Genomic DNA, 12,935 nt, shown 5'->3' with positions numbered 1-12,935 from the left:
GTTGATTTAGGAGGTTAAGGTTGTGATTGTTTCTGATAATTGGGAGACGAATTTAACGGTCAATCAACCTCAGTTTCAGGATAGTTTTTTAATTACAATTGCACCTCTTTTATTAGAGGAAATTTATGCTTTAGCCGATGATCAAAGAAATGGTGCCATTGTGGTGATGAGTGGAATGGTGAGAAATCAAACCAATGGTCAACCCGTAGAATCTTTAGAATATCAAGCTTATCAACCGATGGCGATAAAGGTATTTGAAAAAATTGCCACCGAGATTCGCGCCGCATGGTTAGATGTAACTCGTGTAGTCATTCATCATCGCGTAGGACATTTAAGAATTGGTGAAATTAGTGTTTTAATAGCAATAGGTTGTCCTCACCGTCGAGAAGCATTTGAAGCTTGTCAATATGCTATTGATACTTTAAAGCATACAGCACCGATTTGGAAAAAAGAACATTGGAAAGATGGTTCTAGTAGTTGGGTAAGTATTGGCGCTTGTGAAACTAATTGTTAATTTCGATAGGAGGGAACAGGGAACAGACAGGAAAAGTTTAAAAGGAAACAAAAAATGTTAGCTGAGTTAATTCAAGAATTAGAACAGGCTCATCAAGACTTACATGAACAAGACATTTACCTGCTCATGAATGGGGTAAGTTGGCAATATTATGAGACTTTAATTGATAAACTTAGTGATCAAGGATCATTGCGACTAGCCTATTGGAATGGAGTATTAGAAATTGTGTCTCCGAGTCGTCGTCATGAAGGGATCAAAAAAAGAATAGCAACCTTATTAGAAGTTTATTTTGAAGAAAAAAAGATAGAATATTTTCCATTAGGTTCTACTACCCTACGTCTGGAAGAACAACGGGGAGGAGGTGAACCCGATGAGAGTTATTGTATTATAACAGAAAAAGAAATTCCTGATTTAGTTATCGAGGTAATTTTAACCAGTGGGGGAGTCAATAAACTAGAAATTTATCAACGGTTAAATGTTCCTGAAGTTTGGTTTTGGCAAAATAACCAACTCTTGATTTATAGTTTACAAAACCAACACTATCAAAAAACTGATCAGAGTTTGTTACTTCCAGAATTAGATTTAGAACTTTTACAACAATTAATTTTATCTCCTCAACAATTAGCCACTATTCAAACTTTTCGTCAACAACTTCGCAGATAATATATATCTTTTGGATTTACAAAATAACTTTATAAACCTGTAGGGGTTGGGTCTCCCAACCCTCTTGCTGTCTGGGTTGGGAGACCCAACCCCTACGATAAAATATTACAACCTATTAAAGAAGTTATTACAGAAACCCGGTTTCTGGGATTTCTTGATACAAGCAGAACCACTTACGGCTATAATTAAATCAGCATTGTCATCTATCCCTAGGCTTAAACATGAGTAAATGCCTTAACCCCGATTGTTTACAAACTAACTCTAAAACAACCTTTTGTCAAAAGTGCGGTTCAAAATTATTGTTAACAGATCGATATCGGGCTTTAGAAATATTAGGACAAGGGGGTTTTGGTCGGACGTTTTTAGCGGTTGATGAGCATAAACCGTCTCAACCCTATTGTGTAATTAAACAATTTTTACCCCAAGCTCAAGGGACGAATAATCAAGAAAAAGCCGGAGAACTTTTTAAACAAGAGGCCATACAATTAGAACATTTAGGCAAACATCAACAAATTCCTGAATTATTCGCCTATTTAATCCAAGATAATCGTCAATATCTGGTTCAAGAATATATTGAAGGACAAAATTTAGCTCAAGAATTAGCTCAAACCGGGGCATTTTCAGAAGCTAAAATAATTAATCTTTTAGGAGATTTATTGCCTATTTTAGCGTTTATTCATCAAAAACAGGTAATTCATCGAGATATAAAGCCAGAAAATATTATTAGAAGAAAAAGCGATAATAAATTATTTTTAGTTGATTTTGGAGCAGCTAAAGCAGCCACTAGAACGGCGTTAGCGGTCACAGGAACAGTTATTGGTTCAGCCCAATATACTGCACCCGAACAAGCGATGGGAAAACCGACTTTTGCGAGTGATTTATATAGTTTAGGGGTAACTTGTATTCATTTATTAACTAATATTGAACCCTTTGATTTATTTGATGTTAGTGAAGGAGATTGGGTATGGCGAAATCATTTAAAGGTTAAAGTCAATAATACTTTGGGTCACGTCTTAGATAAACTCTTACAACTGGGAACTAAAAAACGTTTTCAAACTGCTCAAGAAGTATTAGAAGCATTACAATTAACTGTTAAACCAACATCCCAACCAACTCCCCAACCAACTCCCCAACCCCATAATAGGAATCAATATCAACCCAATTTTATTAATGTTAAATTTGGGTGGGGTGGGGCGAGTTTATCAAGATTATTTGTTGAATTTAAAAGATTGTACAGAACCCGCCCCTACGGGGTTAATGTAATGTAGGGGCGGGTTCGCAGGGATTTTTGTTAATAATAATCAACCTAAATAAACCCGCCCAACCCCATAATAGGAATCAATATCAACCCGGTTTTATTAATGTTAAATTTTGGTGGGGTGGGGCGGGTTTATCAAGGTTATTTGTTGAATTTAAAAGATTGTACAGAACCCGCCCCTACGGGGTTTAGGGAATGTAGGGGCGGGTTCGCAGGGATTTTTGTTAATAATAATTAACCTAAATCAACCCGCCCAACCCCATAATAGGAATCAATATCAACCCGGTTTTATTAACGTTAAATTTGGGTAGGGTGGGGCGGGTTTATCAAGGTTATTTGTTGAATTTAAAAGATTGTACAGAACCCGCCCCTACGGGGTTTAGGGAATGTAGGGGCGGGTTCACCAGGATTTTTGTTAATAATAATCAACCTAAATTAACCCGCCCAACCCCATAATAGGAATCAATATCAACCCGGTTTTATTAACGTTAAATTTGGGTGGGGTGGGGCGGGTTTATCAAGGTTATTTGTTGAATTTAAAAGATTGTATAGAACCCGCCCCTACGGGTTTTATTTTAATAATTAGGCTGGCGACGGGTGAAATTTTGCCTCCGCCTCTGGCCCGTATTGGTCGCTGCGTGGTAACTTTATGATAAAGTTAAAAATTGTAACGAAATATGAGAGTCTGATGATCTCTCGGTTAACAAAAAACCAATATTGCTCACACTTATAGACACTTATAGGATCTCCCATGCAACAGAATTGGCTAAATAGATTGCTTCTCTCTATTGCTATATTAGCTATAACGCTCTCTATCTGGGCGTTCGCACCCGTAGCCCATGCGTTTAATAATCCTGAATTACTTCCTCAAATTCAAACCCCCGTTATTGACCTGGCGGGAATTTTCACCGATGTCCAGGAAAACGTATTAGCCCAGGACATAGAAAACTTTGAAACCGAAACGGGTTGGAAAGTTAGGGTATTAACTCAATTTGACCAAACCCCCGGTCGCGCCGTCAAAGACTATTGGGGACTGGATGATAAAAGCGTTTTAGTCGTAGCCGATGAACGGGGGGGTAATATCCTCAACTTTAGTGTTGGTCGTCAGATTTACCCGTTTCTGCCTCGGACGTTCTGGGTAGAGTTACAAACTCGCTTCGGAAATCAATATTTTATTCGAGAAAATGGCGAAGACCAATCGGTGATTCAGTCCATTGATACTATTCAAGGCTGTTTAGTTCAAGGCGGCTGTCGGGTTGTTCCCGGACTCCCGGAAGAACAATGGATTTTGACCTTAATTACCTCGGCTATCGGTGGAGTCATTTGTGGGGTAGCCAGTATTCCTCGCAAACCCGGACAACTGATTGCTTGGCAGTGGGCCTTAATTTTCTCTCCTCTGTGGGGAATTTTATTCATTGCCTTCGGAATAGGCCCGGTTGTCTCTCGCACCAGTGAATGGCTTCCCCTGTTTCGCAATATTTCCGCCTTCCTCATCGGTTTCTTAGTGGCTTATCTAACTCCGGTATTCAATCAGTCCTCCTCCCCAGAAGCTTAAGGAAGTAGGGGAGCCGGGGAAGCCGGGAAAATAATAGACACTCTTTCGCTGAAACCCGACACCCGACACCCTGATTTCTCGTAATAACTGCAACAACCTGGTACACTGAATAAGTTGTAATCTGGCTGTGCTAAGTTAACCATTCTTAGCCCCAGAAGTTAAGATGTAATAATCGGCAAGCCACGATGGAATGGCATATTACGGATGCCCAGAGTTTAGGAATTATTGATGATGAAATTGGCGATCATGTCTTTTCGCCAGCCGAATACGAAATTGTTCGTCGTGTCATTTATGCGACGGCGGATTTTGAATATAAGAGTTTAGTGCGGTTTTCTGACCAAGCTCTGCAAGGAGGGGCGGCGGCTTTAGCGGCTAGGACAACGATTGTGGTGGATGTGCCTATGGTACAGGTGGGGATTACTCCCCGCATCCTTTCAACTTTTGCCAACCCGGTCTATTGTTCAATGGAGGCAGTAACCCGACCCCAACGGGAAAGAACTCGTTCAGCTTGGGGGATTGAAACTTTAGCCAAGCGCTATCCAGAAGCAATTTTTGTCATTGGTCAGGAACAAACCGCCCTTTCTGCGATTGTCGATTTAATAGAAGCGGATGAAATTAAACCCGCTTTGGTGATTGCCACCCCTTCGGGTTTTGTCGGGGCTGATGTGGCAAAGTCCCGTTTAAATGATTCGATGGTTCCCCATGTCCGCATTGACGGACGCAAAGGCAGTGCTGTTGTTGCGGTTGCCTTAGTTGATGCTTTGGTCGATCTAGCTTGGCAAGCCTATGGTCGAGAAGGGAATGGGAATTAATCAACTCATTTAACCACAAAGACACAAAGACACAAAGAGGTTGTACAGACTAACCTGCTGATGCCATTATCATATTTTGGGGTTTTTGTCAAGGGGGGTTTAGAAAGGGGGGAATTCAGAAAGTTCGCTAGGTCGGTTTATGGGGGGTTGTTTTTAAAGACTGGGGTTAATTTTTAACGGTTTTATGGGCTTTATGTGTTTTAATCTGGGATGAAGTTATAAAACAGGCAACTTTAGCTTATCTATGAAAATCCTAACATTCGCTCCCAGCCTTGTCAAGTGGTAAGCTTAATAGAAATTATTCTCATTAATTTGGGGTTTATGAAGAATTGTAAAAGTCCTATTGTTTTAAAGTTTAAAATTTATCGCTTAGACATATTAGATTATTTTATAATTTCAGGAGTTAAAAGATTATTTTTTCTATTCTTACCCGAATTATTGATAATTCTGCTTCCTATCCTATATCAAGATATAGCGCTACGCATTATAGTTAAGACACTTCTAAATCCTGAAACTTATTCACTGCTTACTGTTCCCTGTTCCCTGTTCCCTGCTATAACAGAAATTAAGGTTCGGGGTCATCATAAACTTGATGATAACGGTTCATCGGATCATAACGTTCAATAGCAGAAGTTTTGGCAGAGGGGGGGGCTTTTTTCGAGGCACGACGGGACTGGAAACGATGACTTATTTCTCTAAAAATATCTCGACGGACATAAGGATAGTCACTCACCCAAAGATTTTGACTAGGAATATAGATATCGGAAACTTCATTAATTTCGCTTAAATCATCCAAATAAGACATAACAATCATTTGAGCAACTTGACCCCGACGTAACCGTTTATGATTGCGATTTAAGGGCGCTTGAATTAAGGTGGTAAATCCTGTTGCATCTCCGACTTCCAGATTAATTCGCCGTTCTAAATTTTCAATAATAATCAGTTCTCCCCGTTTATTCACAGATTCCTGTTGTTCCGTCACCGCCTCACTAATATAAAAATCGAGAATTTCTCCCTGTAAAAATCCCGCATAGGGATATTTTCGATATTTAGCATTGCGCCAACTAGCTTCCCAAACAGGCATCCATAACCAATATAAAGAGGAGCTAATTCCGGCGATTAATATTAGGATTCTCAGGGTATCTCCTTGAACAGTATATTCCAGAAAAATCCAAACGGCTAAACAAACCGCAGAAACTAATAGCCGCTTTAAAAAATCCCTGGGTTTTCCCCAACAATATTTGTACTGTTCACCTGTCGCAACGGCGGGAATTAAGTTTTCAAAAGTTTGACGAGTTATGGGAACAAGCATTTTTGTTTAATTACGAATTACGAATTACGAATTACGATCACGGAGTTAAGATGATTTCACGGATTTTAATCTGTGTTAATCTGCGTAATCCGCTTAAACCCGTGATCCTATTCCCCTAAATCAGTTATTATAACATTCAAAAAATCAATCATCATTCCCTGTTCCCTGTTCCCTGTTCCCTGTTCCCTGTTCCCTGTTATAATATTTTTTCCAATCCATAAACCAAAGTTTTGAGGGGTAAGACTTTACGAATAGCAAGCAGAACTCCGGGCATATAACAAGAGCGATCGCTAGTATCGTGACGCAGGGTATAAATTTGACCCGCAGCCCCAAATATTACCTCTTGATGAGCAATTAACCCCGGTAAACGGACACTATGAATCCGAATTCCTTCTCCGGCTTCGGCTCCTCTAGCTCCGGTTAATTTTTCTGTTTCTTGAACTAAGGGAACATTATAGGTTTTCCCTAATTCTGCTAATAATTGTGCTGTTTGTACCGCCGTTCCACTGGGAGCATCAGCTTTTTGATTATGATGCAATTCAATAATTTCAACGTGATCAAAATAGCGAGACGCTGCAATTGCCGCCTGTTGTAATAACACCATGCCAATTGAAAAGTTGGGAATCAACAAACACCCCATACTGGCTTTATCGGCAAATTCTGCTAACTCTTGAATTTGTGCCGGACTTAACCCTGTTGTTCCCACAACCGGACGCACCCCATAGGCGATCGCTGCCCGAATATTATCATAAACAGAATCAGGATGGGTAAAATCGACCATAACACCCAGTTGTTTTTCCTGGGCTGCCATCGCTAACAGACCCTCTCGATCATTCATAATCGGAACTTCCAAGGGTTCAATTCCGGCTAGAGTTCCAGCATCTTGTTCCAGATAGGCCGGGTTGTGATCAATTGCCCCCAACAACGTCATATCAGGGGAACTAGCCACCGCTTTAATCACCTCGCGGCCCATTTTTCCACCAGCACCATTAACAATTACAGGAATTGGAAGTGAATTAGTCATACCAGCACGGATTAGCCTAAAATGCAACTACAAAATTGAGAATTCGTCCCGAAGGAAATTAAAATAGAGGGAAATCAGGGTGTCATCGGAAAAGGATGAGTTTTTTTAGAAAACACCTGACCCAGATTTTCCAGTCACAGAAAAGATCGCTCGTAAATTATACCCAGAAGGGGAATTTACTTAAAACGGTTTCCTGGATCGTATTTTACCTTGAATTCATGTTTTCTCGAAAACTCCATTTTCTCAAATCTTGGGTAAAATCTTGCTCTGGCGCGTTGCTACTGATGTCAGGGGGGAAAAGGAATATTTTACCTGCTTCGGTACGATTATCGCCGGGTTTATTAACCAGTTTAATTGTCACCCTGTTTGTGGTGGGATGTCAAAAATTAGGGGGGTTAGAAGCATTAGAGTTACGAATGTTTGATGTCTTGGTTTGTTTACGACCCCTTCCCGAACCTGACCCTAACTTATTAATCGTTGCTATTACGGAAAAGGATATCCAATCTCAAAAACAATGGCCGCTTACTGATCAAATTTTAGCACAGGTTTTTGCTAAACTCCAACAACATCAACCCTCTGCCATTGGCTTAGATTTATATCGAGATTTACCCCAAGAACCGGGGGGGAAGGAATTATTAAAGCAGTTAAAAGCCGATAATGTAATTGTGATTACGAAAATCGGAAATCCTAAAAATCCGAGTGTTCCTCCTCCTCCGGGAATTTCTCCTGAACGCATTGGATTTAATGATCTGGTATTAGACTCCGATGGCGTTGTTCGGCGACAATTATTGTTTGCGAGTGGTCAAGATGATCAAACAGTTTTTGCCTTTTCCCTACAACTGGCTTTAACTTACTTAAAAACTCAGGGAATTGAGCCTAAAAATAATAGCCGTTATCCCCAATATATGGAACTGGGAAAAACCATATTTTTTCCCTTGAATTCAGGAGATGGAGGGTATGCTAATATTGATCATCGAGGCTATCAAATTTTACTGAATTATCGCACTCCAGAAATTGCCAGAATTGTCAGTATAGGAGAGGTTTTATCCAATCAAGTTCAACCCAATTGGATTAAAAATAAAGTCATTTTAATTGGAACAACAGCACCTAGTATTCCCGATGCGTTTTTAACCCCTTATAGTATTAAAGCTACCGAAAATTTTAAAATGCCTGGGGTATTGATTCATGGTCAAATGGTGAGCCAGATTATTAATTCTAGCTTGATTAAACCTTCTCCTATTTTATTCTCTCAATTTTTAGCTCCTAGTTCAAGTTTATTTAGGTTCTTGCCACAATATTTAGAAATAGTATGGATTGGAACTTGGGCAATAGTAGGAGGGTTATTAATGTGGCAGATTACTCATCCTCTCAAGCAAGGTTTGGCTTTAATAGTAGGACTCTTGAGTTTATTAGGAATCAGCTACGGACTATTTTTATTAAACACTTGGGTTCCGATTATTGCTCCCATTTTCTCCTTATTTTTGACGGGAACTGGAGTTATTGCTTATAAACAAATTCACAATTCTTTGCATGATTCCCTAACCAAACTTCCCAACCGCACCTTATTTTTAGAACGAGTGGGATGGGCAATTTTAAACACAAAACGGCATCAATCTCAATGTGCTGTTCTGTTTTTAAATATTGATCGATTTAAGCGAATTAACGATAGTTTAGGATATGAAGCCGGAAATCAACTATTAATAGAAATTGTCCAGAGAATGAAAACTTGTTTGCGAAATCAAGATATGATTGCCCGGTTAGGAGGAGATGAATTTGCAATTTTAATTGAACATTTAAAACCTCCTCAAAAGGCTGCTTTTGTCGCTGAACGCATTCAAAATGTGTTGCTTTCTCCGTTTAAATTAAATGATCATGATATTTTTATGAGTTTAAGTATTGGAATTGCTCTCAGTGAAATGGCGGAAAGTAGGGCAGATTATTTATTAAGAAATGCTCATACGGCGATGTATCGCGCCAGAAGCTTAGGAAAAGGGATGATTCAAGTTTTTGAACAGACCATGCACGTTAATGGTATTGAACAATTAAAGTTAGAAACGAGCTTGAGATTAGCCTTAGAACGTCAAGAATTTGTTTTATATTATCAACCTGTTATTTCCTTAACTTCAGGTCAAATTGTTGGCTTTGAAGCCTTAATTCGTTGGCAACATCCCGAAGACGGATTAATCACTCCTGATCTGTTTCTAACGGTTGCCAAAGAGACGGGATTAATTGTTCCCATTGGTAAATGGGCAATTCAAGAAGCCTGTAATCAATTAAAACGATGGCAAGCACAGTTTTATTGGCAACCTGAATTAATTTTAGGGGTAAATTTATCCGCTAGACAGTTTTTTCAACCGGATTTAATCGAACAAATTCAAGAGATTATTTTAACGTCTAAAATTAATCCCAATGGGTTAAGATTGGAAATTACAGAAAGTGTGTTAATGGATGATGTGGAAGCCACAATTCATCTGTTGAAACGGTTAAAATCTCTAGGGTTAAAGTTGAGTATTGATGATTTTGGGACGGGGTTTTCTTCTTTGAGTTATTTACCCCGATTTCCCATTGATACGCTTAAAATTGATCGGTCTTTTGTGGGACAAATAGAAGCAGATGAAGCGGGAGAAAATTTAGCCATTGTCCGCACGATTATTCGGTTAGCTCATGCGTTAAATAAAGATGTTGTTGCTGAAGGAGTAGAAACGGCTTATCAACTGGCACAATTGCGTTCTCTAGGCTGTGAATATGCTCAAGGGTATTTCTTTCTTAAACCTGTTCCGGCCGATATTGTGACAGCGTTTGTCGAGTCTAATCCTCAATGGTAATTCGTTTTCCGGTTTTTTTAGGTGGAACCACAAAGGCACTAAGACACTAAGAAGAAGATCTATAATTAGAAAGCGATCACGCTTTTATTGATTTCTAAAAAATGCGATCGCTAACTTTTTCTCAATCGTTGTTTTTTACAATTCTACATCAATATCCTGGGCTGGTAAGGTAGAGGGAAATTGTAAATCGCTAATATGAATCAATTGCTCAACTTCTGCAAATTTGGTAAAAGCTTGGCGATCGCTTTTTAGCAAAGAAACAATAATTCCTACGGCAAATGATAACGGAATGGTGATTAAACCGGGGTTTTTAAGCGGAAAAATGGCTTCTGTATGTTTGAGTAAATCGATTTGAATGGTTGGAGACAAATAAATTAAAAACAAAGAAGTCAGTGTTCCGGTAATCATACTCGCAACCGCACCATTTGTGGTAAATCGTCGCCATAAAATTGACATCAATAAAGCCGGGAAATTACCACTAGCTGCGATCGCAAAGGCTAAACCCACCATATAGGCAACATTTTGTCCTTTAAAAACGATTCCCAAAATAATTGCTAAAGCCCCTAAAAACATCGTGGCGCCCCTAGCAACTTTTAATTGTTCGGTTTCATCCGCAGAACCTCCGCGCACCACATTCACCCATAAATCATGGGATAAAGCTGCCGCACCGGAAAGGGTTAATCCCGCCACAACTGCTAAAATGGTGGCAAAAGAAACCGCCGCAATAAACCCTAATAAAACGTTTCCTCCCAAGACTTCTGCTAACATTGGGGCTGCCATATTTCCCCCTTTATCAATGGCTTGAATTTGTTCCCGACCTAATAAGGTCATCGCTCCAAAACCGAGGATAAATGTTAGCAGATAAAAGAAGCCAATAAACCAACTGGCATACATCACGGATTTCCGCGCGGCTCTGGCATCGGGTACGGTATAGAAACGCATTAAAATATGCGGGAGTCCAGCCGTCCCAAACATTAAAGACATCCCTAAAGAAATGGCATCTAAAGGATTAGCAACTTGTTTCCCTGGAGCTAACACTTCCGGCCCATATTTTTGGGCAGCGGCGGCAAATAAATTGAAGGGATTAAAACCAAATTTTGATAAGACCAAAATGGTTAATAATATTGCACCCCCCAATAACAAAAAAGCCTTGATAATTTGTACCCAGGTGGTTGCCATCATGCCGCCAAAAATGACGTAGGCTAACATGACACCGCCGACAATCATCACGGCTAATTCATATTCCATCCCAAACAGTAATTTAATTAAATTACCTGCCCCGACCATTTGGGCAATTAAGTAGAAACTAACTACTGATAAAGTGCCAATAGCTGAGGCAATTCTGACCGGGGTTTGACGCATCCGATAGGCAACTACATCAGAAAAGGTATAGGTGCCTAAATTTCGCAGGGGTTCAGCAATTAAAAACATCACAATTGGCCACCCAACTAAAAAGCCAATGGAGTAAATTAATCCATCAAAACCATTCAGGGCGACTAAACCTGCTATTCCTAAAAAACTCGCGGCGCTCATAAAATCGCCAGCGAGGGCTAAACCATTTTGAAATCCACTAATTTGTCCTCCGGCGGTGTAAAATTGTGCAGCGCTTTTTGTGTGGGAGGAAGCCCAATAAGTAATCCCTAAAGAAGCCACAACAAACAGCAGGAAAAATGTAATAGCGACGGGGTTAAATTGTCCGAGAGTAGTTGACATGGCTTAATCCTTAATCAGGTCTTCAATTTTGCGATCGTAATAGTTATTAGTCCAGCTAACATAGAAGTAAATTAATACCCAGGCTGAAATAATGACTAAGGCTCCTAACAAAATGCCCCAACTTAAACCGGGCATAATTAAAGACCCCATTAAGGACTTATTGAAGGCCACTAATAAGATAAATCCGAAGTAAATAAACATCATGGCTAATGTTAAAGCCAAAGATACTCGCCATCGTTCCTCGGCGAGTTGAGTTAATATTTTGTCTCTGTCGTCCATTTTTATTCCCCTGAACATGATGGGAATTATATCGGAAGATGTACCTATTCTTGAATCAGGGATGAGAAAAAATTAGCTTTTCTTCATGAAGTTTTGTAAACCAGGCTTGATGTTTATTGATATTCTGATTGAGAAACTGGATGAATTCATGAAGGCTAGATCAGATCTTCACCCGGTTTAAAATCGGTTACTGAATATGGATGTTAAATTTGATCGGTAATGGTAAACTAAGAAGGGTAAATAGATTGATCTGGAATTTAATTCTCGATCATCAATGTTAAAAACTCAATGATCAACTTTGATCATTCTCATCAGAATAATTATGAATATTTCCAACGATCTTCGGCAATATGCTCCGGCAACAGAACGAAATCAACAACCGATTTTAGCTGTTTTAAAACAGGTACTTCCAGCCACAGGAACAGTATTAGAAATAGCCAGTGGAACCGGACAACACGCTGTATTTTTTGCCCCTGAGTTGAAACCTAGAAAATGGCTAACCTCAGAAATTAACCCTATTTTACGAGACAGTATTCTAGCTTGGCAAACCCATTTACCCTCAGATAATTTATTTTATCCTTTAGAATTAGATGTTCAGAAATCAACTTGGTTAGTCGAAAATCCTGATTTAAAATTGCCCTTTTCTTTGCAAGAATTTCCGATTACTGCTATCATTAATATTAATATGATTCATATTTCCCCTTGGTCAGCTTGCTTGGGATTAATGGCAGGTGCAAATCGGATTTTGCCATCGGCAGGAATTTTATATTTATATGGCCCTTATAAACAACAGGGAAAACCCACGGCCCCCAGCAATGAAGCCTTTGATAGTTCTTTACGTTTATCTAACCCGGAATGGGGAGTCAGAAATTTAGAAGACGTTATTGCTATTGCGGAATTAGAAAATTTTCGGTTAGGAAAGGTTATCCCCATGCCCGCTAATAATTTATCCGTGATTTTTGAAAAAATCTAGGGTAAAA

At 39.4% G+C, this 12,935-nt stretch carries 10 protein-coding genes and 1 pseudogene; 7 read left to right on the top strand and 4 right to left on the bottom strand.

What is annotated here, in order from left to right; all coding sequences use genetic code 11:
- The first annotated feature begins 25 nt into the window (after nt 1-25).
- The 5 genes and pseudogenes from PL8927_RS25920 (at nt 26) to PL8927_RS25900 (ending at nt 4,802) form a co-directional block, all read left to right on the top strand.
- Complete coding sequence (locus tag PL8927_RS25920) at nt 26-514, top strand: molybdenum cofactor biosynthesis protein MoaE (protein WP_083626759.1); 489 nt, start codon at nt 26-28, stop codon at nt 512-514.
- A gap of 54 nt (nt 515-568) precedes the next feature.
- Nucleotides 569-1,177, top strand: a complete 609-nt coding sequence (locus tag PL8927_RS25915) for a Uma2 family endonuclease (RefSeq protein WP_083626715.1) — start codon at nt 569-571, stop codon at nt 1,175-1,177.
- A 221-nt stretch (nt 1,178-1,398) separates the two neighbouring features.
- Nucleotides 1,399-2,310 (top strand): annotated as a pseudogene (locus tag PL8927_RS25910) (protein kinase domain-containing protein); the annotation flags it as partial.
- An 876-nt stretch (nt 2,311-3,186) separates the two neighbouring features.
- The gene (locus PL8927_RS25905) at nt 3,187-3,990 is read left to right on the top strand and encodes a TPM domain-containing protein (RefSeq protein WP_083626711.1); all 804 of its coding nucleotides are present in this window, start codon (nt 3,187-3,189) and stop codon (nt 3,988-3,990) included.
- A 185-nt stretch (nt 3,991-4,175) separates the two neighbouring features.
- On the top strand, nt 4,176-4,802 hold the full coding sequence (locus PL8927_RS25900) for a precorrin-8X methylmutase (protein WP_083626708.1): 627 nt from the start codon (nt 4,176-4,178) through the stop codon (nt 4,800-4,802).
- A gap of 565 nt (nt 4,803-5,367) precedes the next feature.
- Here PL8927_RS25900 and PL8927_RS25895 read toward each other — a convergent pair.
- Nucleotides 5,368-6,114 (bottom strand): phosphate ABC transporter permease, encoded by a 747-nt coding sequence (locus PL8927_RS25895; protein WP_083626705.1) that lies wholly within the window; start codon nt 6,112-6,114, stop codon nt 5,368-5,370.
- Nucleotides 6,115-6,310: 196 nt separating this feature from the next.
- A complete protein-coding gene (dapB, locus tag PL8927_RS25890; RefSeq protein WP_083626703.1) occupies nt 6,311-7,138 on the bottom strand; it encodes a 4-hydroxy-tetrahydrodipicolinate reductase in 828 nt (275 codons plus the stop codon).
- 218 nt (nt 7,139-7,356) lie between these two features.
- Between dapB and PL8927_RS25885 the strand changes: the two genes are divergently transcribed.
- Complete coding sequence (locus PL8927_RS25885; protein ID WP_231506150.1) at nt 7,357-9,963, top strand: EAL domain-containing protein; 2,607 nt, start codon at nt 7,357-7,359, stop codon at nt 9,961-9,963.
- Between the two features lie 135 nt (nt 9,964-10,098).
- Here PL8927_RS25885 and PL8927_RS25880 read toward each other — a convergent pair whose 3' ends face one another.
- Nucleotides 10,099-11,676: a sodium:solute symporter family transporter gene (locus tag PL8927_RS25880; protein WP_083626697.1), complete on the bottom strand. Its 1,578-nt coding sequence runs from the start codon at nt 11,674-11,676 to the stop codon at nt 10,099-10,101.
- A 3-nt stretch (nt 11,677-11,679) separates the two neighbouring features.
- Nucleotides 11,680-11,955: a DUF485 domain-containing protein gene (locus tag PL8927_RS25875; protein WP_083626695.1), complete on the bottom strand. Its 276-nt coding sequence runs from the start codon at nt 11,953-11,955 to the stop codon at nt 11,680-11,682.
- 322 nt (nt 11,956-12,277) lie between these two features.
- On the opposite strand from PL8927_RS25875, the gene PL8927_RS25870 reads away from it, so the two are divergent.
- Complete coding sequence (locus PL8927_RS25870; protein WP_083626692.1) at nt 12,278-12,928, top strand: DUF938 domain-containing protein; 651 nt, start codon at nt 12,278-12,280, stop codon at nt 12,926-12,928.
- The last annotated feature ends 7 nt before the right edge of the window (nt 12,929-12,935 follow it).

The sequence above is a fragment of the Planktothrix serta PCC 8927 genome (genome assembly GCF_900010725.2).
GTDB lineage: Bacteria > Cyanobacteriota > Cyanobacteriia > Cyanobacteriales > Microcoleaceae > Planktothrix > Planktothrix serta.
Note: the sequence above shows the minus strand (reverse complement) of the source record. Positions and strands in the feature narration are given on the sequence as shown.

Bases quoted from the DNA above. Each gene is read 5' to 3' on its own strand.
- PL8927_RS25895 (WP_083626705.1), bottom strand. From the start codon at position 6,114: ATGCTTGTTCCCATAACTCGTCAAACTTTTGAAAACTTAATTCCCGCC.
- PL8927_RS25915 (WP_083626715.1), top strand. From the start codon at position 569: ATGTTAGCTGAGTTAATTCAAGAATTAGAACAGGCTCATCAAGACTTA.
- PL8927_RS25870 (WP_083626692.1), top strand. From the start codon at position 12,278: ATGAATATTTCCAACGATCTTCGGCAATATGCTCCGGCAACAGAACGA.
- PL8927_RS25880 (WP_083626697.1), bottom strand. From the start codon at position 11,676: ATGTCAACTACTCTCGGACAATTTAACCCCGTCGCTATTACATTTTTC.
- PL8927_RS25905 (WP_083626711.1), top strand. From the start codon at position 3,187: ATGCAACAGAATTGGCTAAATAGATTGCTTCTCTCTATTGCTATATTA.
- PL8927_RS25875 (WP_083626695.1), bottom strand. From the start codon at position 11,955: ATGGACGACAGAGACAAAATATTAACTCAACTCGCCGAGGAACGATGG.
- PL8927_RS25885 (WP_231506150.1), top strand. From the start codon at position 7,357: ATGTTTTCTCGAAAACTCCATTTTCTCAAATCTTGGGTAAAATCTTGC.
- PL8927_RS25900 (WP_083626708.1), top strand. From the start codon at position 4,176: ATGGAATGGCATATTACGGATGCCCAGAGTTTAGGAATTATTGATGAT.
- dapB (WP_083626703.1), bottom strand. From the start codon at position 7,138: ATGACTAATTCACTTCCAATTCCTGTAATTGTTAATGGTGCTGGTGGA.